At 58.5% G+C, this 21,920-nt stretch carries 18 protein-coding genes; 5 read left to right on the top strand and 13 right to left on the bottom strand.

The features are described 5' to 3' along the window. Positions 1-11: 11 nt before the first annotated feature. From odhB to sdhC, 6 genes are all read right to left on the bottom strand, one after another. Positions 12-1,232 (bottom strand): 2-oxoglutarate dehydrogenase complex dihydrolipoyllysine-residue succinyltransferase, encoded by a 1,221-nt coding sequence (gene odhB, locus PSH69_RS08340; protein ID WP_305411646.1) that lies wholly within the window; start codon positions 1,230-1,232, stop codon positions 12-14. 42 nt (positions 1,233-1,274) lie between these two features. Then, entirely contained in the window at positions 1,275-4,106 is a 2,832-nt protein-coding gene (locus PSH69_RS08335; protein ID WP_018925108.1) for a 2-oxoglutarate dehydrogenase E1 component, read from the bottom strand. Positions 4,107-4,368: 262 nt separating this feature from the next. Beyond that, entirely contained in the window at positions 4,369-5,073 is a 705-nt protein-coding gene (locus PSH69_RS08330) for a succinate dehydrogenase iron-sulfur subunit (protein WP_018925107.1), read from the bottom strand. Between the two features lie 11 nt (positions 5,074-5,084). After that, positions 5,085-6,857 carry a succinate dehydrogenase flavoprotein subunit gene (gene sdhA / locus PSH69_RS08325; RefSeq protein ID WP_305411645.1) on the bottom strand — a complete coding sequence of 591 codons (1,773 nt, stop codon included), beginning with the start codon at positions 6,855-6,857 and terminating at the stop codon, positions 5,085-5,087. A gap of 3 nt (positions 6,858-6,860) precedes the next feature. Further along, the gene (gene sdhD / locus PSH69_RS08320; RefSeq protein ID WP_003210573.1) at positions 6,861-7,229 is read right to left on the bottom strand and encodes a succinate dehydrogenase, hydrophobic membrane anchor protein; all 369 of its coding nucleotides are present in this window, start codon (positions 7,227-7,229) and stop codon (positions 6,861-6,863) included. Next, positions 7,223-7,597 carry a succinate dehydrogenase, cytochrome b556 subunit gene (gene sdhC / locus PSH69_RS08315; RefSeq protein ID WP_015096190.1) on the bottom strand — a complete coding sequence of 125 codons (375 nt, stop codon included), beginning with the start codon at positions 7,595-7,597 and terminating at the stop codon, positions 7,223-7,225. Before sdhC ends, sdhD begins: the two co-directional genes overlap by 7 nt. Before the next feature lie 363 nt (positions 7,598-7,960). Here sdhC and gltA point away from each other — a divergent pair, with 363 nt between their 5' ends. Beyond that, a complete protein-coding gene (gltA, locus tag PSH69_RS08310; protein WP_018925105.1) occupies positions 7,961-9,250 on the top strand; it encodes a citrate synthase in 1,290 nt (429 codons plus the stop codon). Positions 9,251-9,604: 354 nt separating this feature from the next. Here gltA and PSH69_RS08305 read toward each other — a convergent pair whose 3' ends face one another. The 3 genes from PSH69_RS08305 to PSH69_RS08295 all read right to left on the bottom strand — a co-directional run bounded on the left by PSH69_RS08305 (position 9,605) and on the right by PSH69_RS08295 (position 12,619). Beyond that, entirely contained in the window at positions 9,605-11,263 is a 1,659-nt protein-coding gene (locus tag PSH69_RS08305; protein WP_018925104.1) for a cation acetate symporter, read from the bottom strand. Continuing rightward, complete coding sequence (locus PSH69_RS08300) at positions 11,260-11,571, bottom strand: DUF485 domain-containing protein (RefSeq protein WP_007939152.1); 312 nt, start codon at positions 11,569-11,571, stop codon at positions 11,260-11,262. Before PSH69_RS08300 ends, PSH69_RS08305 begins: the two co-directional genes overlap by 4 nt. A 196-nt stretch (positions 11,572-11,767) precedes the next feature. After that, on the bottom strand, positions 11,768-12,619 hold the full coding sequence (locus PSH69_RS08295; RefSeq protein WP_111454377.1) for a glycine betaine ABC transporter substrate-binding protein: 852 nt from the start codon (positions 12,617-12,619) through the stop codon (positions 11,768-11,770). A 285-nt stretch (positions 12,620-12,904) separates the two neighbouring features. Between PSH69_RS08295 and PSH69_RS08290 the strand changes: the two genes are divergently transcribed. After that, positions 12,905-14,500: a beta (1-6) glucans synthase gene (locus PSH69_RS08290; RefSeq protein WP_305411644.1), complete on the top strand. Its 1,596-nt coding sequence runs from the start codon at positions 12,905-12,907 to the stop codon at positions 14,498-14,500. A 91-nt stretch (positions 14,501-14,591) separates the two neighbouring features. Here PSH69_RS08290 and PSH69_RS08285 read toward each other — a convergent pair whose 3' ends face one another. After that, positions 14,592-14,960: a hypothetical protein gene (locus PSH69_RS08285; protein ID WP_305411643.1), complete on the bottom strand. Its 369-nt coding sequence runs from the start codon at positions 14,958-14,960 to the stop codon at positions 14,592-14,594. Positions 14,961-15,181: 221 nt separating this feature from the next. On the opposite strand from PSH69_RS08285, the gene PSH69_RS08280 reads away from it, so the two are divergent. Together PSH69_RS08280 and PSH69_RS08275 are read left to right on the top strand one after the other, a co-directional pair. Continuing rightward, positions 15,182-16,480, top strand: a complete 1,299-nt coding sequence (locus tag PSH69_RS08280) for a serine protein kinase PrkA (protein WP_019579617.1) — start codon at positions 15,182-15,184, stop codon at positions 16,478-16,480. Beyond that, positions 16,473-17,261, top strand: coding sequence for a VacJ family lipoprotein (locus tag PSH69_RS08275; RefSeq protein ID WP_305411642.1), 789 nt, complete (start codon positions 16,473-16,475; stop codon positions 17,259-17,261). Before PSH69_RS08280 ends, PSH69_RS08275 begins: the two co-directional genes overlap by 8 nt. A gap of 85 nt (positions 17,262-17,346) precedes the next feature. Here PSH69_RS08275 and PSH69_RS08270 read toward each other — a convergent pair whose 3' ends face one another. Continuing rightward, positions 17,347-18,261 (bottom strand): DUF808 domain-containing protein, encoded by a 915-nt coding sequence (locus PSH69_RS08270; protein ID WP_305411641.1) that lies wholly within the window; start codon positions 18,259-18,261, stop codon positions 17,347-17,349. A gap of 134 nt (positions 18,262-18,395) precedes the next feature. Between PSH69_RS08270 and PSH69_RS08265 the strand changes: the two genes are divergently transcribed. Continuing rightward, positions 18,396-19,001, top strand: a complete 606-nt coding sequence (locus PSH69_RS08265; protein WP_007939160.1) for a TetR/AcrR family transcriptional regulator — start codon at positions 18,396-18,398, stop codon at positions 18,999-19,001. A 71-nt stretch (positions 19,002-19,072) separates the two neighbouring features. On the opposite strand, the gene PSH69_RS08260 is transcribed toward PSH69_RS08265, so the two are convergent. Together PSH69_RS08260 and PSH69_RS08255 are read right to left on the bottom strand one after the other, a co-directional pair. Continuing rightward, on the bottom strand, positions 19,073-20,482 hold the full coding sequence (locus tag PSH69_RS08260) for an amino acid permease (protein WP_305411640.1): 1,410 nt from the start codon (positions 20,480-20,482) through the stop codon (positions 19,073-19,075). Positions 20,483-20,556: 74 nt separating this feature from the next. Then, positions 20,557-21,870, bottom strand: coding sequence for an OprD family porin (locus tag PSH69_RS08255; RefSeq protein ID WP_305411639.1), 1,314 nt, complete (start codon positions 21,868-21,870; stop codon positions 20,557-20,559). Between the last annotated feature and the right edge of the window lie 50 nt (positions 21,871-21,920).

Here is a 21,920-nt window from a genome sequence, read left to right as displayed (position 1 = left end):
GTGCAACGAAATCAGATATCCAGCAGCAAACGAGCCGGGTCTTCCAGCAGGTTCTTGATGGTCACCAGGAAGGTCACAGCTTCTTTGCCATCGATCAGACGGTGATCGTAGGACAGCGCCAGGTACATCATCGGACGGATAACTACCTGACCGTTGATCGCCATAGGGCGCTGGATGATGTTGTGCATACCCAGAATCGCAGCCTGTGGCGGGTTGACGATCGGAGTCGACATCATCGAACCGAAAGTACCGCCGTTGGTGATGGTGAACGTGCCGCCGGTCATTTCTTCCATCGACAGTTTGCCGTCACGGGCTTTCTTGCCGAAGGTAGCGATGCCGCCTTCGATTTCAGCCAGGCTCATCAGTTCGGCGTTACGCAGAACCGGTACAACCAGACCGCGGTCGCTGGAAACAGCCACACCAACGTCGGCGTAGCCGTGGTAAACGATGTCGGCACCGTCGATCGACGCGTTGACAGCCGGGAAGCGTTTCAGCGCTTCGGTAGCCGCTTTCACGAAGAACGACATGAAGCCCAGGCGTACGCCGTTGTGGGACTTCTCGAACAGGTCCTTGTACTTCGAACGCAGGGCCATGACTTCGGTCATGTCGACTTCGTTGAAAGTGGTCAGCATGGCCATGTTCGATTGAGCTTCAACCAGACGCTCGGCAACCTTGGCACGCAGACGGGTCATCGGAACGCGTTTTTCTACGCGGTCGCCAGCAGCGAATACCGGAGCCGAAGCAGCCGGTGCGGCAGCCTTGGCAGGTGCAGCAGCCGGAGCGGCTTTCTTGGCGGCAACAGCTGCTACCACGTCTTCCTTGGTCACACGACCGCCTTTGCCAGTACCAGCAACGGAAGCGATGTTGATACCGTTTTCTTCAGCCAGCTTGCGAGCAGCCGGTGCAGCAACAGGATCGTCTTCGCCCGCTTCGGCAGGTGCAGCGGCAGCAGCGGCAGCGGCAGGTGCAGCGGCGGCTGGAGCGGCAGCAGCACCGCCCTCACCAATGGAGCCCAGAACTTCGTCGGACAGAACGGTGTCGCCTTCGTTCTTGACGATCGCGCCCAGCACGCCATCAGCGGTGGCCAGAACTTCCAGTACGACTTTGTCGGTTTCGATGTCGACGATCAGATCGTCACGCTTGACGGCGTCGCCCGGTTTTTTGTGCCAGGTGGCAACGGTGCCATCGGCAACCGATTCCGGGAAAGTGGGGGCTTTGATTTCGATAGCCATTATCTGTGGGTCCTTAAATTCGGTTTCAGGTGCGCGAAGGCGTTAAACAGTGAAAGCATCTTGCAGCAGTTGTTCCTGCTGCTCGGCGTGCATCGAAGCGTAACCGCAAGCAGGTGCGGCAGACGCCTCACGACCGGCGTATTCCAGGACCAGGCCTTGTTTATGGTTGGTCAGGCTGCGACGCATGTGATGCTGGCTGCTGTACCAGGCGCCCTGGTTCATCGGCTCTTCCTGGCACCAAACCACGTTTTCGAGGTTGGTGTAAGGGGCGAGCGCCTCCATCAGGTCGTCCTCAGGGAACGGATACAGCTGCTCGATACGCACGATGGCGATGTCTTCACGACCTTCGGCACGGCGTTTTTCCAGCAGGTCATAGTAGACCTTGCCGCTGCACAGGATCATGCGAGTGACCTTTTTCGGGTCAAGCGCATCGATTTCCGGGATCACGGTCTGGAACGAACCTTCGGCCAGATCTTCCAGAGTCGAGATGGCCAGCTTGTGACGCAGCAACGACTTCGGAGTCAGGACTACCAATGGTTTGCGCAGCGGGCGAATCACCTGACGACGCAGCAAGTGGTAGATCTGGGCCGGCGTAGTCGGCACGGCTACCTGAATGTTGTGCTCGGCGCACAGCTGCAGGTAACGCTCCAGACGAGCCGAAGAGTGCTCAGGACCCTGGCCTTCATAACCGTGCGGCAGCAGCATGGTCAGACCGCAGAGACGGCCCCACTTGTGCTCGCCACTGGTAATGAACTGGTCGATAACCACCTGGGCACCGTTGGCGAAGTCGCCGAACTGGGCTTCCCAGATAACCAGAGCGTTCGGCTCGGTGGTCGAATAACCGTATTCGAATGCCAGAACCGCTTCTTCGGACAGGAACGAATCGTACAGGTCGAAACGTGGCTGCCCCTTGTACAGGTTTTGCAGCGGGATATAGGTACCCGCGTCTTTCTGGTTGTGCAAGACAGCGTGACGGTGCGAGAACGTACCGCGACCGATGTCCTGACCCGTCATGCGAATCGGGTGACCTTCGAACGCCAGGGTCGCGTACGCCATGGTTTCGGCGTAACCCCAGTTGATCGGCAGGCCGCCGGCTTGCATCTTCTGACGGTCTTCGTAGATTTTCGAGACCTGGCGCTGAACCACGAAGCCTTCCGGAATTTCCAGCAGCTTGGCGGACAGTTCCTGCAAGGTTTTCAGATCGAAGCGAGTGTCGTGACGCGCGGTCCAGGCGTGGCCCAGATACGGACGCCAGTCCACGAACAACTCTTTGTTCGGCTCTTTGACCAGGCTTTTTACTACGTGCAGACCGTTGTCCAGCGCGTTGCGGTATTCGTCGACTTTCGCCTGAACACGCTCAGCGTCCAGCACCCCACTCTGGGTCAGACGATCGGCATACAGCTCACGGGTGGTGCGCTGCTTGGTGATCTGCTGATACATCAGAGGCTGGGTACCGCTTGGCTCGTCAGCCTCGTTGTGGCCGCGACGACGGTAGCAGACCAGATCGATCACCACGTCACGCTTGAACTGCATGCGGTAGTCGATGGCCAACTGGGTCACGAACAACACGGCTTCCGGATCATCACCATTCACATGGAGAATCGGCGCCTGGATCATCTTCGCAACGTCGGTGGCGTACTCGGTGGAGCGCGAGTCCAGCGGGTTGCTGATGGTGAAGCCGACCTGGTTGTTGATCACGATGTGCACGGTGCCGCCGGTCTTGAAACCGCGGGTCTGCGACATCTGGAAGGTTTCCATGACCACGCCTTGACCGGCGAATGCCGCGTCACCGTGGATGGAGATCGGCAGAACCTTTTCACCGGTAGGATCGTTACGACGATCCTGACGGGCACGGACCGAACCCTCGACCACTGGAGAAACGATTTCCAGGTGAGACGGGTTGAAAGCCATGGCCAGGTGAACTTCACCGCCGGTGGTCATGACGTTGGACGAGAAGCCCTGGTGATATTTAACGTCACCGGAACCCAGCTCGACCTTCTTCTTGCCTTCGAACTCGTCGAACAACTCGCGCGGGTTCTTGCCAAAGGTGTTGACCAGCACGTTCAGACGACCACGGTGGGCCATGCCGATGACGATTTCCTTGGTGCCGTAGGAGCCGGAACGCTGGATCAGTTCATCGAGCATCGGAATCAGGCTCTCGCCGCCTTCCAGACCGAAACGCTTGGTACCCGGATACTTGGTCCCAAGGTATTTTTCAAGACCCTCGCCGGCAGTGACGCGTTCGAGCAGGTGACTCTTGATGTCGGCGGAGTACGTCGGACGGCCGCGCACGCTTTCCAGACGCTGCTGGAACCACTGGCGCTGCTCGGAATCGGTGATGTGCGTAAATTCAGCGCCGATGGTGCGGCAATATGTCTGCTGCAACGCTTCGTGAATTTCGCGTAGGCTCGCCTCCTCTTTGCCGATGAACAGGTCGCCGGCACGGAAGGTCGTATCAAGATCGGCATTGGTCAAGCCGTAATGATTGATTGACAGGTCTGCAGGTGCAGGACGCTGCCACAGCCCCAGCGGGTCAAGCTGGGCTGCCTGGTGGCCACGCATACGGTAGGCCTGGATCAATCGCAGCACTTCAACTTGCTTCTTCTCGTGCTCACTGCTCACGCTGCCGGCGGAAACCGGTTGGGCGCGGCGCTGGTTCTTTGCCAGCAAGACGAAATGATCGCGAATTGTGGAGTGCGAAACATCGGTGGCAGTGTTGCCATCAGCAGGCAACTTCTGGAAGTAGGTGCGCCACTCTTCTGGCACAGCGTTAGGGTCGTGCAGGTAGAGCTCGTAGAGCTCTTCCACATAGGCAGCGTTACTACCGGAAAGGTAGGCGCTGTTCCACATGCGCTGCATCACGCTTTCTTGCATGCTTGGTCACCCTCGGTTAGGGGAACACCACCGGCGTCGACACCGAGCAAACTTGCAGAAGTCCGAATGCAGCGACTAAAACAAGCCACTTAGGATCACGCTGATAGTCCGGGTACCAGCCCGGATGCCCCTGCTTGTCTCATTTCTTCAAAATAAGAGCCGCAGCCTTATGGGCTGCTGCTCAGGTTAAAACTACGGCGCCGGTTGAAGCCTGCGCCGTAGCATCTACGGGTACAACGGTTCTACGGGTACAGCAGCTGAATCACACGCCGCTTTGCAGCAGCATGTTACGGATGTGACCGATGGCCTTAGTCGGGTTCAGGCCTTTCGGACAAACGTTGACGCAGTTCATGATGCCCCGGCAGCGGAATACGCTGAACGGGTCATCCAGCGAAGCCAGACGCTCGGACGTCTTGGTGTCGCGGCTGTCTGCCAGGAAGCGGTACGCTTGCAGCAGGGCAGCCGGGCCCAGGAACTTGTCCGGGTTCCACCAGAAGGACGGGCACGAAGTCGAGCAGCAAGCGCACAGGATGCACTCGTACAGACCGTCGAGCTTTTCACGCTCTTCCGGGGACTGCAGACGCTCGATGGCCGGAGCCGGCGTGTCGTTCTGCAGGTATGGCTTAACCTTTTCGTATTGCTTGTAGAAGATGCTCATATCGACGACCAGGTCACGGATAACCGGCAAACCTGGCAGAGGACGAACGATCAGCTTGTTACCTTTTACGACGGCAGACAGCGGCGTGATGCACGCCAGACCGTTTTTGCCGTTGATGTTCATGCCGTCGGAACCGCAAACACCTTCACGGCAAGAGCGACGATAGGAGAAACCTTCGTCCTGCTCTTTGATCAGGGCCAGCACGTCCAGCACCATCAGGTCTTTACCACCGGTATCAACCTGGAATTCCTGCATGAACGGCGCAGCGTCCTGATCAGGGTTGTAACGATAAACACTGACTTGCAACATGGCGGCCACCCTTAATAAGTCCGAATCTTAGGTTCAAAAGTCGGAACAGTCTTCGGCGAGAAGTTCACTGCACGCTTGGCAACGCGCTTCTCACCCGGGAAGTACAGGGTGTGGCACAGCCAGTTTTCGTCGTCACGGTCTTCAAAGTCTTCACGGGCGTGAGCACCGCGGGACTCTTTACGTACTTCTGCAGCGATGGCGGTAGCTTCGGCCACTTCCAGCAGGTTCTGCAGCTCCAGCGCTTCGATACGCGCGGTGTTGAACGCCTGGCTCTTGTCGTTGATCTTGACGTTGGCGATACGGCCACGCAGATCAGCCAGTTGAGCAATACCCTTCTGCATGTATTCGCCAGTACGGAATACACCGAAGTAGTTCTGCATGCAGCTTTGCAGCTCGCGACGCAGGGTTGCCACGTCTTCACCATCGGTACGCTCGTTCAGAGCGGACAGACGTGCCAGAGCCGCGTTGATGTCGGCGTCGGTGGCGTCGTCGTATTCGATACCGTCGGTCAGCGCTTTTTCCAGGTGCAGACCGGCCGCACGACCGAAGACCACCAGGTCGAGCAACGAGTTGCCGCCCAGACGGTTGGCACCGTGAACCGATACGCAAGCCACTTCACCGACCGCGAACAGGCCCGGAATGATGGTGTCTTTGCCTTCGGCGTCCTGAGTGATCGCCTGGCCATGAATGTTGGTGGCAACGCCGCCCATCATATAGTGGCAAGTCGGAACAACCGGAACCGGAGCGACGACCGGGTCAACGTGCGCGAAAGTCTTGGACAGTTCGCAGATGCCTGGCAGACGGCTGTGCAGCACTTCCTCGCCCAGATGGTCGAGCTTGAGCATTACGTGGTCGCCATTCGGACCGCAACCGTTGCCGGCGATGATTTCTTTAACCATCGAACGGGCAACCACGTCACGACCGGCAAGGTCTTTGGCGTTCGGAGCATAACGCTCCATGAAACGCTCGCCGTGCTTGTTGATCAGGTAACCACCTTCACCACGGCAACCTTCGGTAACCAGTACACCGGCGCCGGCGATGCCGGTCGGGTGGAACTGCCACATTTCGATGTCTTGTACCGGCACGCCGGCACGCAGCGCCATGCCAACGCCGTCACCGGTGTTGATCAGGGCGTTGGTGGTCGAAGCGTAGATACGACCTGCACCGCCGGTGGCCAGTACGGTGGCCTTGGCACGGATATAGGTGGTTTCACCGGTTTCGATGCAGATCGCGATCACACCGACAAACTCGCCTTGACCGTTCTTTACCAGATCGACAGCGTAGTATTCGTTCAGGAACGTGGTGCCGGCTTTCAGGTTGCCCTGATAAAGGGTGTGCAGCAGCGCGTGACCGGTACGGTCGGACGCAGCGCAAGTACGCGCAGCCTGGCCGCCCTTGCCGTAGTCCTTGGACTGACCGCCGAACGGACGCTGGTAGATGCGACCGGTTTCGGTACGGGAGAACGGCAGGCCCATGTGGTCCAGTTCGAAAACTGCGGCCGGACCTTCCTGACACATGTATTCGATAGCGTCCTGGTCACCGATGTAGTCGGAACCCTTGACGGTATCGTACATGTGCCAGCGCCAGTCATCGTTCGGATCCGCAGACGCAATGGCGCAAGTGATGCCGCCCTGGGCCGATACGGTGTGCGAACGAGTCGGGAAAACCTTGGTGATCACGGCAGTCTTGTGACCGCCTTGTGCCAGTTGCAGCGCTGCGCGCATGCCGGCACCGCCGCCACCAATAATGATGGCGTCGAAAGAAATCGTTGGAATGTTAGCCATGGATCAGATACCCCAGAGAATCTGCACACCCCAGACGAAGTAAGCGAACATCGCAACGCCGCATACTGCCTGGAAAAGGAAACGTACTGCAGTCGCGGACTTGCCCAGCGCCATCGGCGTCAGGTAGTCGGTCGCGATGGTCCACATGCCGACCCAGGCGTGAGCGCCCAGGGCCACAAGGGCCAGCAGACTGAAGATACGCATCCCGTTGTGGGCGAACAGGCCATGCCATTGGGCGTAACCAATGCCAGGATTCGCAGCGAGGTATCCGATCAGGAAAATGAAATAAGCCGCGAGAACAACCGCAGACACACGTTGCGCCATCCAGTCATAGAGGCCCGAACGCGAAAGGTTCGTAACGCTGGTTACCATATCCAAACTCCTGCCAGAACGATCAACACCACGGAAACGGCGATGATAATTTTCGAGCCCAGGCGGCCGCCTTCCAGCGTCTCACCGATGCCCATGTCCATGATCAAGTGGCGCACACCGGCTACCAGGTGATACAGAAGAGCGGACAGGAGGCCCCATGCTACGAACTTGGCCAGCGGACTGGTCAAGCATGCCTTCACCTCGGCAAAACCTTCCTCGGAACCCAGAGACTTGCCCAATGCATACAGCATGAAGCCAAGGCCCAGGAAGAGGATGATGCCGGAAACACGGTGAAGAAACGACGTAACGCCGGTGATGGGGAGTTTGATGGTCCTTAGGTCTAGGTTTACAGGTCGTTGGCTTTTCACGGCTTTTTTTTCACACTGAAGAGCCCCTAACAATCAGGGCAAAGTTGTTGGGGAGTGCACTGGTCAGGTAACCACCACCCAGGGATGCGACCCCCAATAAAGCAGGCCCAAAAGCCCCTGGCGGTCGGTGGCCGAGTATAGACAGTTAGGCTACTAATGACAACGCGTTCACCTTCCCCTAATAGCGGATTGCACAAGTGACATAAAAGGCGTAAACGGCAGGCAATTTCGAGAAAAAAGTGCGGTTAAAGCCTTCTGGAGCAAGACTTTAGGCAAATTGACATTCGAATTTATCTCACTATAGTGGTGCGGGCCCTGCGTGGGGGGTCTGTCTGATGATTTCAAGCATAAATAGGAGGCCACATGGCTGACAAAAAAGCGCAGTTGATCATCGAGGGCGCAGCCCCCGTCGAGCTGCCCATTTTAACCGGCACCGTTGGTCCCGATGTTATCGACGTTCGGGGCCTGACGGCCACGGGCCGTTTCACCTTTGACCCTGGTTTCATGTCGACCGCCTCTTGCGAGTCGAAGATCACCTACATCGACGGCGACAACGGTATTCTGCTGCACCGCGGCTACCCGATCGAACAGCTGGCTGAAAAGTCGGACTACCTGGAAACCTGCTACCTGCTGCTCAACGGCGAGCTGCCGACCGCAGAACAGAAGGCCCAGTTCGTCGGCACCGTGAAGAACCACACCATGGTCCACGAGCAGTTGAAGACCTTCTTCAACGGCTTCCGTCGCGACGCCCACCCGATGGCCGTCATGTGCGGTGTAGTTGGCGCCCTCTCGGCGTTCTACCACGACTCCCTCGACATCAATAACCCGCAGCATCGCGAAATCTCCGCGATCCGCCTGGTTGCCAAGATGCCGACCCTGGCTGCAATGGTTTACAAGTACTCCATGGGCCAACCCATGATGTACCCGCGCAACGACCTGTCGTACGCGGAAAACTTCCTGCACATGATGTTCAACACCCCGTGCGAGATCAAACCGATCAGCCCGGTACTCGCCAAGGCCATGGACCGGATCTTCATCCTCCATGCCGACCACGAGCAGAACGCATCGACCTCCACCGTACGTCTGGCAGGTTCCTCGGGTGCCAACCCGTTCGCCTGTATCGCCGCCGGTATCGCTGCACTGTGGGGCCCTGCCCACGGCGGTGCGAACGAAGCCGTGTTGACCATGCTCGATGAAATTGGCGATGTCTCGAACATCGACAAGTACATCGCCAAGGCCAAAGACAAGAACGATCCGTTCAAACTGATGGGCTTCGGTCACCGGGTTTACAAAAACCGCGACCCACGCGCTACCGTCATGAAGCAGACCTGCGACGAAGTATTGAAGGAACTGGGCATCACCAACGATCCGCAACTCGAACTGGCCATGCGCCTGGAAGAGATCGCCCTGACCGACCCGTACTTCATCGAACGCTCGCTGTACCCGAACGTCGACTTCTACTCGGGGATCATCCTCAAGGCGATCGGCATTCCAACCAGTATGTTCACCGTGATCTTCGCCCTGGCGCGGACCGTCGGCTGGATCTCCCACTGGAAAGAAATGCTCTCCAGCCCGTACAAGATCGGCCGTCCGCGCCAGCTGTACACCGGCTACGAGTCGCGTGACATCACCCCGCTTGAAGACCGCAAATAAGACCTGTCTTGCGATAACGTCTTAAGCTGTACCGGGAACGGCCTCTATGTAGATAGAGGCCGTTTTTGTTTGTGCTCTTTGGTTGTGTGCATATCCGTTTTTTCGGTAACGGCGGCTGACGGTTTCGCTTTTACAGCGAGTCACTTTCGAAAAGCGCGAAAGTAACCTGCTGTAAGAGCGGAACCCTATGTGGCCGTTACCGCAGACACGAATATGTACACATTCAAAGAACCCGGTGGGCTATCAGGCCGCTTTCGCACGCAAGCCACACAACGGGCGATAACCGCCCAATAAAAAATACCCCGATCTCTCGACCGGGGCATTCGTGTCAATGCAGCTTATATATAAGAAGCCTTAGTGCGAAACCGCCCCACTCGCCCCCAACCCCGTCTGCGAACGGACAAACTGCGGGAAGAACAGCGCCCGCTCATTGTCAGCCGCAGCAGATTTGTCAGTGATCGAGAAGAACCAGATCCCGATAAAGGCAATGATCATCGAGAACAGCGCCGGGTATTCATACGGGAAGATCGCCTTCTCGTGACCCATGATCTGCACCCAGATGGTTGGCCCCAGCACCATCAAGCCAACAGCACTGACCAGCCCCAACCAACCGCCGATCATCGCACCGCGAGTCGTCAGTTTCTTCCAGTACATGGAAAGCAGCAGCACCGGGAAGTTACAGCTCGCCGCGATGGAGAACGCCAAGCCCACCATGAACGCGATGTTCTGCTTCTCGAACAGAATGCCCAGGCCGATCGCCAGCACCGCCAGGGCGATGGTGGTGATTTTCGAGACGCGGATCTCGTCCTTCTCGTTGGCCTTGCCCTTCTTGATCACGCTGGCATACAGGTCATGGGACACTGCCGAGGCTCCGGCCAGGGTCAGGCCGGCCACCACCGCCAGAATGGTCGCAAACGCCACCGCCGAGATGAAGCCCAGGAACACACTGCCACCCACCGCGTTGGCCAAATGCACCGCCGCCATGTTGTTGCCGCCCAATAGCGCGCCTGCCGCATCTTTAAAGGCCGGGTTGGTGCTGACCAGCAAGATCGCGCCGAAACCGATGATGAAGGTCAGGATGTAGAAGTAACCAATGAAGCCGGTCGCATACAGCACGCTTTTACGCGCTTCTTTCGCGTCACTCACGGTGAAGAAGCGCATCAGGATGTGCGGCAGGCCAGCGGTACCGAACATCAGTGCCAGGCCGAGGGAGAACGCCGAGATCGGGTCTTTCACCAGGCCGCCCGGGCTCATGATTGCTTCACCTTTGGCGTGAACCTTGATCGCCTCGGAGAACAGCGTGTTGAAGTCGAAGTTGACGTGCTTCATCACCATCAGCGCCATGAACGAGGCACCGGACAGCAACAGCACCGCCTTGATGATCTGCACCCAAGTAGTCGCCAGCATGCCGCCGAACAGCACGTACAGGCACATCAGGATACCGACCAGGATCACCGCAACGTGGTAGTCCAGGCCGAACAGCAGCTGAATCAGCTTGCCAGCACCAACCATCTGCGCGATCAGGTAGAACGCCACCACCACCAGCGAACCGCACGCCGACAGCGAGCGGATCTGGGTTTGCCCCAGGCGATAGGACGCCACGTCGGCAAAGGTGTACTTGCCCAGGTTACGCAGACGTTCGGCGATCAGGAACAGAATGATCGGCCAGCCCACCAGGAAGCCGATCGAGTAGATCAGGCCGTCGTAGCCGGAGGTGAACACCAGGGCGGAAATACCCAGGAAGGACGCCGCGGACATGTAGTCACCGGCAATCGCCAGACCGTTCTGGAAACCGGTGATCTTGCCACCCGCCGCATAGTAGTCGGCGGCCGATTTGTTGCGCTTGGACGCCCAATAGGTGATGCACAAGGTTGCCCCGACGAACACCACGAACATCATGATCGCGGATACGTTGAGCGGTTGTTTCTGCACGGCACCCGTCAGGGCCTCAGCCGCCCAGGCGCCCGGTGCAAAGGCTGCGATGCTCAAGAGAGCGATTAGACGCCGGATCATTGCTGAGCCTCCTTGAGAATCGCATTGTTCAAGTCGTCGAATTCGCCATTGGCGCGTCGTACGTAGATGCCAGTCAGGACAAAGGCCGAAACAATCAGCCCGACACCGATCGGAATGCCCCAGGTAATCGAAGACTCGGGGCTGATTTTTGCGCCCAGAATATGCGGCCCGTAAGCAATCAAAAGGATGAATCCGGAGTACAGCCCAAGCATGATCGCTGAAAGAATCCAGGCGAATCGTTCTCTCTTGCTAACCAGCTCCTTGAAGCGCGGGCTGTTTTGAATCGAGAGGTAAATGCTGTCGTTCATTGTTTTTATCCTCGCAGCACAGATTTAAGTTGGAACGTTATCCACTCTATGCGGCTGCCGGAGAGGTTCCAGACGACCTTAGTATTAGAACGACATGACGGCTTCTCCCCCGCCGAATTCCCACAGAAAGCAAAAAGCCCCTTGGCATTTAAACCAAGGGGCTTTGAGAGGTGCTGACCAGACGCTTCAGCTCAAATCATTTGGTCCATTCGGCAACGCGATCCGGGTGTTTAGCTACCCAGTCTTTCGCTGCGGCTTCAGGCTTGGCACCGTCCTGAATCGCCAACATGACCTGGCCGATTTCGTCCTTCGACGCCCACTGGAAGTTCTTCAGGAACTTCGCGACTTCAGGCGCTTTGGTTGCCAGTTCTTTGCTGCCGATGCTGTTCACGGTTTCAGCTGCGCCGTAAACGCCTTTCGGGTCTTCCAGGAAGCGCAGTTTCCACTTGGCGAACATCCAGTGCGGCACCCAACCGGTAACGGCAATGGATTCGTTTTTCTTCTCGGCACGGGTCAGCTCGGCAATCATGCCGGCGCCGGAACTGGCCTTGAGGGTGTAATTGTCCAGACCGTAATCCTTGATGGCCTGATCGGTCTTGAGCATCACGCCTGAACCGGCGTCGATGCCGACGATACGGCCCTTGAAGCTGTCGTCGGTTTTCAGATCCGCAATAGACTTGGCCTTGACGTACTCCGGCACGATCAGACCGATTTTCGCATCCTTGAAGTTCGGGCCGTAGTCGACGACCTGATCCTTGTTCTTCGCCCAGTATTCGCCGTGAGTCACAGGCAGCCACGCCGACAGCATGGCGTCGAGTTTGCCGGTGGCCACACCTTGCCACATGATCCCGGTGGCAACCGCTTGCAGTTTCACGTCATAACCGAGTTTCTGTTTGATCACTTCAGCAGCCACGTTGGTCGTGGCGACGCTGTCCGACCAGCCGTCCACATAACCGATCGTTACTGCCTTGCCTTCAGCGCTGGCTACGGTAGAACTGATTGCCAGCACCAAAGCGGCACCTGCGCCCAAGAGTCGTCGCATCTTCATCGTTACTTCCCCGAAAGTGCTGCACTCGACGGATGCCGAGTCGCTCAACGTATTTTTATGGTGCACAGCGCCCCCATCACGCCGACCGCAAACTCGCTCGATTATCAGTGGAGTGCTGACGTGTCGATCATCAACCTGACGCCAACAGTGACCTGCTCTGCCAGCGACCTCAAGACATCGAGAAACGACATCAGAAGGCCATTAATCGCGACCGCTAAAAATACATAGTCCATTCCGCCTGAACTTTGCATGTCAAAACCAAGCAGCCCACCAAGCGTAGGCCAAATGCAGGTAACATGCCGGGCTTTGCTCCCAGACGGCCTGAACATGCCCGCGACATCACGCTTTCCTTTTTTGGCTTATCTTTTTGCTTGCCTGCTGGGTCTGTTTGCCCTCGGCGGCTTCTGGTACGGCCTCGGCAAACCGGTGATCCTGCCGGACGTGGCCAGCGCAACGCACAAGCTGCAATGCGCCTCCTACACCCCGTTCGACAAGGACCAATCGCCATTCGACGTGCCGTTCAAACTGCGCCCCGAGCGCATGGACGCCGACCTCGCCCTGTTGGCGACCCGATTCGAATGCATCCGCACCTATTCCATGACCGGCCTCGAAGCCCTGCCCGACCTGGCGCGCAAGCACGGCCTGAAGCTGATGATCGGCGCCTGGGTCAACAGCAACCCGGTGGACACCGCCAAGGAAGTCGACCTGCTGATCGCCTCGGCCAATGCCAACCCGGATGTGGTGACCTCGGTCATCGTCGGCAACGAAGCCCTGCTGCGCAAGGAAGTCACCGGCGCGCAACTGGCAACGCTGATCAATAAAGTCAAAAGCCGGGTCAAGCAACCGGTGACCTACGCCGACGTCTGGGAGTTCTGGCTCAAACACCCGGAAGTCGCCCCGGCAGTGGATTTCCTGACCATCCATTTATTGCCGTACTGGGAAGACGATCCGTCGAACATCGACGCCGCGCTGCAACATGTGGCTGAAGTGCGCCAGGTGTTCGGCAACAAGTTCGCGCCCAAGGACGTGATGATTGGCGAAACCGGCTGGCCGAGCGAAGGTCGTCAGCGCGAAACGGCGCTGCCGAGCCGGGTCAATGAAGCCAAGTTCATCCGCAGCTTTGTGATCATGGCCGAGCAGCAAGGCTGGCATTACAACCTGATCGAGGCGTTCGACCAGCCCTGGAAACGCGCCAGCGAAGGTGCGGTGGGCGGTTATTGGGGACTGTTCGATGCCGATCGCCAGGACAAGGGCGTGCTCGCCGGGCCGGTCTCGAACGTGCCGTACTGGTCGCAATGGCTGGCGGTGGGTGGCCTGATCTTCATCGGCACGCTGATCCTCGGCGGTCGGGTTCGCAGCACCCGCGCAGCGTTGGTGCTGCCACTGCTCGGTGCCCTGGCGGCCTGCTCGATTGGCGCCTGGGGCGACCTGGCCCGCGTCACCACCCGTTTTGCCAGTGAATGGTTGTGGGTAGCGTTGCTGACGGGGTTGAACCTGTTGGTGCTGGCCCATGCCGCGCTGACCTTGAGCGCCCGCACCGGTTGGCGTGGGCGCGCCTTCAATGCACTGGAACGTCGAGCCGGCTGGTGGCTGGCAGCGACAGGTTTTGCCGCGGCGGTGATGATGCTGGAACTGGTGTTCGACCCGCGTTATCGCAGCTTCCCGAGTGTCGCCTTCATCCTGCCGGCGCTGGTGTACCTGTGCCGGCCGGTGAGCGTGCCTCGTCGGGAAATCGCCGTGCTGACCTTCATCATCGGCGCCGGCATTGCGCCGCAGCTGTTTCGTGAAGGTCTGCAGAATCAGCAGGCTTGGGGCTGGGCGCTGGTGAGTGTGTTGATGGTCGCGGCGTTGTGGCGCAGCTTGCGGGTTCGCAAGGGGTAATCTTCAGCGGGCAAGCCTGCTCCCACAGGGTTTACGCAATCCTTGTGGGAGCGGCGGTGCGGCGATCCGACTTGCCCGCGAAGGCTGACTATCAGGCACTACGAGAAGCCCGAACCAGACGCAATGCAGCAATCACCACCGCAAACACCGCCAACGTGGTGGTGTACAACGCCAGCGCCGGAAACCCGAACACCAGCGCCAATACCGCCAACCACCACCCTGCCCGCCCCGACAGCACAAAACCGGTCACGGCTGCCGCCACTGCCGCCCAGCCCAGCACCTTGAAATGAATCATCAAACCCAGGTTCGAGCGCACCTGGCATTCCCAGCGACTGGCCTCGTCAACGCAGATGCCGACCCATTGAGCATCCTCCATGAAGCCATAACGCGTGCCATAACTGGCGGCCAGCCACAATGGCAGAAGAACGAGCAGCAGAATCACGGGCAGACGGCGGGACATGAAGCACTCCAATAAACGAAATCGGCCGCCAGCTTAATCCCCCGCCCGTGGTAAGCAAATAACATCAATTAACTGTTCATGAAATAACTGCAAAGTGTATCGTCCCGCTACCGTTGCTCCGAAATCAGGCCTGTTTGCGGCCGATGCATGGCACTTTGGCCCAAATCCGATGGTCATAGCCTGCGAACTTCATCTGGCACCTTCCTCTAAGGGATCTAGTCATGCTCCGTTCCTTGCGCTTCGCCGCCCTGTTTGGCGGCTTGCTTTTAAGTGCGTCCGTACTGGCGGCCGATATTGACGCCGCCAGTTATGGCTACCCCCTGACCAACCCGTTCGAGGCGACCATCGCCACGACACCGCCCGACTTGCGCCCGGAATTGCCGCTGGATGAAGACATCAATCAGTCAGACCGCAGTGTCACGATGCGCCCGGAGCGTGAGTTCAATCTGCCGGACAACTTCTGGCCGGTGAAAAAACTCACCTATCGCATCGCCACGCAGGATCATGCCGCACCGTTGATCTTCCTGATCTCCGGCACCGGTGCACGCTATGACAGCACCCTCAACGAATACCTGAAAAAGCTCTATTACAAGGCCGGCTATCACGTGGTGCAGCTGTCGTCGCCCACCAGCTTCGACTTCATGAGCGCCGCCTCGCGCTTCGCCACCCCGGGCGTGACCAAGGAAGATGCCGAAGACATGTACCGGGTGATGCAGGCTGTGCGGGCGCAAAACCCGAAACTGCCGGTCACCGATTATTTCCTGACCGGTTATAGCCTCGGCGCCCTGGATGCGGCTTTTGTTGCACACCTGGATGAAACCCGTCGCAGCTTCAACTTCAAGAAAGTCTTGCTGCTCAACCCGCCGGTCAACCTTTACACCTCGGTCACCAACCTGGACAAGCTGGTACAGACCGAGGTCAAGGGCATCAACAACACCACCACTTTCTATGAGCTGGTGCTGGGGAAACTGACCCGCTACTTCCAGCAAAAGGGCTACATCGACCTCAACGATGCCCTGCTCTACGACTTCCAGCAGTCCAAGCAACACCTGAGCAACGAGCAGATGGCGATGCTGATCGGCACTTCGTTCCGTTTCTCGGCGGCGGACATCGCCTTTACCTCGGACCTGATCAACCGTCGCGGCCTGATCACGCCACCGAAATTCCCGATCACCGAAGGCACTACCCTCACGCCGTTCCTCAAACGCGCGCTGCAGTGTGACTTCGACTGCTACATCACCGAGCAGGTCATCCCGATGTGGCGCGCCCGCACCGACGGTGGCAGCCTGCTGCAACTGATTGATCAGGTCAGCCTGTATGCACTGAAGGACTACCTGCACGACAGCCCGAAAATCGCCGTCATGCACAACGCCGACGACGTGATCCTCGGCCCTGGCGACCTGGGCTTTCTGCGCCGCACCTTTGGCGATCGCTTGACTGTTTATCCATTGGGCGGCCATTGCGGCAACCTCAACTATCGCGTCAACAGCGACGCCATGCTGGAGTTTTTCCGTGGCTAAATACCTCCTGCTGACCGCAGCGTTACTCTGTGCAGGCGTCGCCAATGCCGACAACAGCAAAGCCAACGCCCCAGTGGTTATCGATAAAGACGGCTTCAAGGAACCGCTGAGCAAACTCAAATTCAACCCGGGGCTGGACCAGCGCGAGTTCGAACGCTCATCGCTCAACGCACTGAACGTCTATGACCCGCTGGAAGAGTGGAACCGCCGCGTCTACCACTTCAACTACCGGTTCGACGAATGGGTGTTCCTGCCCGTGGTCAACGGCTATCGCTACGTCACCCCAAGTTTCCTGCGCACCGGCGTCAGCAACTTCTTCAACAACCTCGGTGATGTGCCGAACCTGGTGAACAGCCTGCTGCAATTCAAGGGGCAGCGCTCGCTGGACACCACCGCTCGCCTGCTGCTCAACACCACCATCGGTGTCGCCGGCCTGTGGGATCCGGCCACCGCCATGGGCCTGCCGCGCCGCAATGAAGACTTCGGCCAGACCCTGGGCTTCTACGGTGTACCGGGCGGCGCCTACCTGGTGCTGCCGATCCTCGGCCCGTCGAACCTGCGTGACACCGCAGGCCTGGCGGTCGACTACACCGGCGAATCGGCGATCAATTTCCTGAACGTGTCCGAAGTCAGTTCCAACCACCCGGAAATCTGGGTACTGCGCGGCATCGACAAGCGCTATCAGAACGGCTTCCGCTACGGGCAGATGAACACACCGTTCGAGTATGAAAAAGTGCGTTACGTGTATACCGAGGCGCGCAAGCTGCAGATCGCCGAGTAACTTCGTCGGCAACAAAAAAGGCCATTCGATTTGCGTCGAATGGCCTTTTTCATGCGCGGCGTATCAAACACCAGCTCCCAGAGCTTCAGGCTTTCACCGTTTTCCAGAGCTTGCCTACCGCCATCACCCCCACCAACACCGCCGCACCCGCGACAATCCCGGCCACCGCATTGAGCAACGTCGGCACGATAAACCCGGCGCCACCAGACGCTGCGGTGACACTCTCGATCCAGTGATGAACCACCGGCACACCATGGGTCAGAATCCCGCCGCCGACCAGAAACATCGCCGCCGTGCCGATCACCGACAGGCTTTTCATCATGTACGGCGCCGCGCGCAGAATCCCGTCGCCGATGCTTTTGGCCATCTGGCCCGGCTTCTGGGTCAGCCACAGGCCAAGGTCGTCGAGTTTGACAATGCCGGCTACCAGGCCATAGACGCCGATAGTCATGACGATGGCGATGCCCGAAAGCACGATCACTTGCTGGGTCAGCGAAGCGTCAGCCACAGTGCCCAAGGTGATGGCGATGATTTCTGCCGACAAAATGAAATCGGTACGAATCGCCCCTTTGATCTTGTCCTTCTCGAACGCCACCAGATCGACTGCCGGATTGGCCACGGCCTCGACCAGCTCTGCGTGTTCAGCCTGATCTTCGGCTTTGCTGTGCAGGAATTTGTGGGCGAGTTTTTCGAAGCCTTCGAAGCACAGGTAAGCGCCACCGACCATCAGCAACGGTGTGACCAGCCACGGAATGAACGCACTGATAGCCAACGCCGACGGCACCAGGATCAGCTTGTTGAGAAACGAGCCCTTGGCGACTGCCCATACCACCGGGATTTCCCGTTCGGCACGCACGCCGGAAACCTGCTGGGCGTTGAGCGCCAGATCGTCGCCCAGTACACCGGCGGTCTTCTTCGCGGCCATTTTGGTCATCAACGCTACATCGTCCAGTACGGTGGCGATGTCGTCGATCAGCACCAGCAAACTGCTTCCTGCCATGAATCGGGTTTCCTTCTTGAATGAATGGTGCGCAGCATAACGCGACCCGAGGCCACACGGGGCATTCTTGAGCGCCGCGCGAGGCCGGTGCTACCATGCGCAACCGCCAGAACAGGCAAGGAACCCCTTGGTTTATGAGCACTATCCGCGAGCGCAACAAAGAACTGATCCTGCGTGCCGCCAGTGAAGAATTTGCCGACAAGGGCTTCGCTGCGACCAAAACCAGTGACATCGCGGCCAAGGCCGGGCTGCCCAAGCCTAACGTCTACTACTACTTCAAATCCAAGGAAAACCTCTACCGCGAGGTCCTGGAAAGCATCATCGAGCCCATCCTGCAAGCCTCGACGCCGTTCAACGCCGACGGCGTGCCCAGCGAGGTGCTCAGTGGCTACATCCGCTCGAAAATCCGCATCTCCCGCGACCTGCCCTTCGCCTCCAAGGTGTTCGCCAGCGAAATCATGCACGGCGCCCCGCATTTGAGCCCCGACCTGGTCGAGCAGCTCAACGGCCAGGCCAGGCACAACATCGACTGTATCCAGACCTGGATCGACCGCGGCCAGATCGCCCCGATCGACCCCAACCACCTGATGTTCAGCATTTGGGCCGCGACCCAGACCTACGCCGATTTTGACTGGCAGATCTCCGCAGTGACCGGCAAGGCCAAGCTGGATGAGGCCGACTATGAAGCGGCGGCGCAGACAATTATCCGGTTGGTGCTCAAGGGGTGTGAGCCGGACTGATAGCGGCCCAGGATCAATGCCGACTCGGCAGTCCATGAAAACTGCCGGTCGGGATTGCATGTTTGCGCCCTCTAAACCTTCGGCAGCGGATTCAACGCCACGGCTGCCCTGGGTTTTCTGAAAAAGATCCAGTAGACGATCGTGAGGATCAGCAGGAAAGGCACACCGAATACCAAGGTCATTTTGAAGGCATCGGTGAAGTAGGTGGTGATCATCACCGCGCCCATCAGCAGCAGCCCCAACAACGTGGTGTACGGGAACAGGCGCATGCGGAAGGACAGTTTCCGTTCACCGTTGCGCTCGTGGTAGCGACGGAAACAGTAGTGGGTCAGGAAGATCATGAACCAGGTGAAGATCGCGCCGAACATCGAGATCGCCATCATCAAGGTGAAGGAGCTTTCCGGGTACAGCACATTGAGCAACGTTGCCAGGGCAATGCCGGAACTCGACAGCAACAAGGCATTCAGCGGGATTCCGGTCTTGCTCAACACCCCCATGGACTTGGGTGCATAACCGCCGCGGGACAGGCTGAACATCATGCGGGTGGTGATGTAGAGCTGACTGTTCATCGCCGACAACGCCGCAATCAGGATCACGAAGTTCATCACGCCGGTTGCGCCGGGAATGCCGATGGTCTGCATGACGGTGACGAACGGGCTCTGCGCTTGACCGGCCTGGACCCACGGCACAATCGCCAGCATCAGGGCCAGGGTCAGCAGGTAGAACACCACCAGCCGCACGATGGTCGCACGAAAAGCCTTCTTCACCGCCCGCTCCGGGTCCTGCGCCTCGCCGGCGGCCACTGCGATCATTTCCACGCTCAGATAGCTGAAGATCGAGACGATCACCGCAATCCACATGCCTTGCAGACCATTGGGAAAGAAGCCGCCGTGGGCGGTGTAATTGTGCACGCCGTAATCCGCGTTGCCGGAACCGAACACCACATACACCGCGAGGAGGATGAAGCCGACAATCGCACCGATCTTGATGGTCGAGAACCAGTACTCGAAGGTGCCGAAGGTTTTCACGCTGATGGCGTTGAGCACGATCAGCATGCTCGAGAACGAAACAATCCAGATCCATTCCGGCACGTTGGCGAACCAGTACTTCATGTACATCGCCACCGCCGTCACTTCCGTACCCACTGCCAGCACAATCGCCGCCCAATAGGCATAGCGCACCAGGAACCCGGCCAATGGGCTGACATAGAATTCGGCATAGGCGCCGAACGAGCCGGAGGTCGAATGGGCCACCGTCATTTCCGCCAGACAGCCCATCAACAGCAGGGTGATGATCGCGCCAATCGCGTAGCTGAGCAAAACACTCGGCCCGGCATAACCAATGGCGTAGGCACTTCCCATGAACAGCCCGGTGCCAATCGCACCGCCAATGGCGATCATGCTCATCTGACCCGAGGTGAGCTGGCGCCTGAGGCCCTGCTCACGCTTGGAGATATTTTCAAAACCGGCGTTATCGGTCATTTTTCTTTCCTCTGAATATTGTCTTTCTTGAAGAGAGCAAATCGTTTGGGTTGCCGGTGGAGATCAGCCACGGATCAGAAAATATTCAGCGGATACTCGATGATCACCCGGACTTCGTTGTTGTCGGTGGTGTCCGCCCGGGCCACCTGGGCGGTGGAACGTATACTGGCCTGACGCACACGTATCGACAGGTCCTTGGCCTTGCCCTCCTGCACCACGTAGCGCGCTTCAAGGTCGCGTTCCCAGCGTTTGCCGTCACTGCCGTAACGCCCATAGGCACCATTGGGGCCACCGTCGTAGTGGCTGTCGTCGATATGGTCACCGCTCACATAGCGCGACATGAAGCTCAGGCCCGGCACGCCAAAGGGCGCCATGTCCAGGTCATAACGCAGCTGCCAGGAACGCTCATTGGGCGCGTTGAAGTCGAGGATCTGTACCGAGTTGGCAAGGAATACCGAGGTGCCCGGCTGCTGATCGAAGCCGAGATAATCGAACGGTTCATCGCCATCGACCCGTTGGTAGGCCAGGGTCAAGCGGTGCGCACCCACCTTGTAAGCGGCGGCCAGCGACCAGGTGGTGTTGTCGATCTTGCCGGCCAGGCGCTGGCCATAGTCGTTGGTGCGATAGAGGTTGAAATCCAGGTTCAGCGACTGGTTTTCGCTCAGGGCATAGCTGTAGTTGGCGTTGGCGTAGTACTGCCGCCAGATATCAGCGAACTGCGAACCATACAGGCTGACGCTCAATTGATCGCTCAGGGCATAACTGCCGCCCAGATAATCGACGCTGCGGGTTTCCACCCCGGCATACAGCGCCTTGAGGGCGCCATCGTCGTTGGTCGACGCACTGTCATTGCCCGAGGTGAAGTGCCCGGCATCGAGTTGCAGTCCTTTCAACTCGTTGCTGGTCAGCTGGAAACCATTGGCGTAGGTGGTGAACAGGCGCGCCGAGCCGGTGCCGAACACCGGGTTGAGCGGTGTCAGATTGCCGTATTTGAGTTCGGTCTTCGAGATCCGCGCCTTGAGCGCGCCACCCGCTTCGGAATACTCATCCTCGGCGCGTCCATCGGAATCGACCGGCAACAAACCGGTGCCGGTACGCCCCCTGCCGCTGTCGAGCTTGAGACCCAACTGCGCGTAGGCGTCGACTCCGAAACCCACTGTGCCCTGGGTATAGCCGGAACGATAATCGAGCATAAGTCCGTGGGCCCACTCCTCCCGATAGTTCTGGCTGCCCGGGTTGTTGAGGTTGTTGCGGTAGAAATAGAAATTGCGATTGGTCAGGGTCAGGCTGCTGTCTTCAACGAATCCATTGTCGGGTGCGGCATAGGCCACTTGGCCGAGACAGCTGGTAATGGCGAGCGGCAAGGCGGGCCAAAGGGACAATTTCATTCTGCGTGTTCCTTATTATTGTGTTTTCACAGAAGTGCTTATCGGAGGCG

Source organism: Pseudomonas sp. FP1740 (assembly GCF_030687165.1).
Lineage (GTDB): Bacteria > Pseudomonadota > Gammaproteobacteria > Pseudomonadales > Pseudomonadaceae > Aquipseudomonas.
This window is presented reverse-complemented; position numbering and strand designations above follow the sequence as displayed.

Excerpts from the sequence above, each read along its gene's own strand:
- PSH69_RS08330 (WP_018925107.1), bottom strand. The coding sequence starts at position 5,073 with ATGTTGCAAGTCAGTGTTTATCGTTACAACCCTGATCAGGACGCTGCG.
- PSH69_RS08305 (WP_018925104.1), bottom strand. The coding sequence starts at position 11,263 with ATGATCCGGCGTCTAATCGCTCTCTTGAGCATCGCAGCCTTTGCACCG.
- PSH69_RS08260 (WP_305411640.1), bottom strand. The coding sequence starts at position 20,482 with ATGACCGATAACGCCGGTTTTGAAAATATCTCCAAGCGTGAGCAGGGC.
- PSH69_RS08300 (WP_007939152.1), bottom strand. The coding sequence starts at position 11,571 with ATGAACGACAGCATTTACCTCTCGATTCAAAACAGCCCGCGCTTCAAG.
- PSH69_RS08270 (WP_305411641.1), bottom strand. The coding sequence starts at position 18,261 with ATGGCAGGAAGCAGTTTGCTGGTGCTGATCGACGACATCGCCACCGTA.
- PSH69_RS08285 (WP_305411643.1), bottom strand. The coding sequence starts at position 14,960 with ATGTCCCGCCGTCTGCCCGTGATTCTGCTGCTCGTTCTTCTGCCATTG.
- PSH69_RS08280 (WP_019579617.1), top strand. The coding sequence starts at position 15,182 with ATGCTCCGTTCCTTGCGCTTCGCCGCCCTGTTTGGCGGCTTGCTTTTA.
- sdhD (WP_003210573.1), bottom strand. The coding sequence starts at position 7,229 with ATGGTAACCAGCGTTACGAACCTTTCGCGTTCGGGCCTCTATGACTGG.
- PSH69_RS08335 (WP_018925108.1), bottom strand. The coding sequence starts at position 4,106 with ATGCAAGAAAGCGTGATGCAGCGCATGTGGAACAGCGCCTACCTTTCC.
- gltA (WP_018925105.1), top strand. The coding sequence starts at position 7,961 with ATGGCTGACAAAAAAGCGCAGTTGATCATCGAGGGCGCAGCCCCCGTC.
- PSH69_RS08255 (WP_305411639.1), bottom strand. The coding sequence starts at position 21,870 with ATGAAATTGTCCCTTTGGCCCGCCTTGCCGCTCGCCATTACCAGCTGT.
- odhB (WP_305411646.1), bottom strand. The coding sequence starts at position 1,232 with ATGGCTATCGAAATCAAAGCCCCCACTTTCCCGGAATCGGTTGCCGAT.
- PSH69_RS08265 (WP_007939160.1), top strand. The coding sequence starts at position 18,396 with ATGAGCACTATCCGCGAGCGCAACAAAGAACTGATCCTGCGTGCCGCC.
- sdhA (WP_305411645.1), bottom strand. The coding sequence starts at position 6,857 with ATGGCTAACATTCCAACGATTTCTTTCGACGCCATCATTATTGGTGGC.
- PSH69_RS08295 (WP_111454377.1), bottom strand. The coding sequence starts at position 12,619 with ATGAAGATGCGACGACTCTTGGGCGCAGGTGCCGCTTTGGTGCTGGCA.
- PSH69_RS08290 (WP_305411644.1), top strand. The coding sequence starts at position 12,905 with ATGCAGGTAACATGCCGGGCTTTGCTCCCAGACGGCCTGAACATGCCC.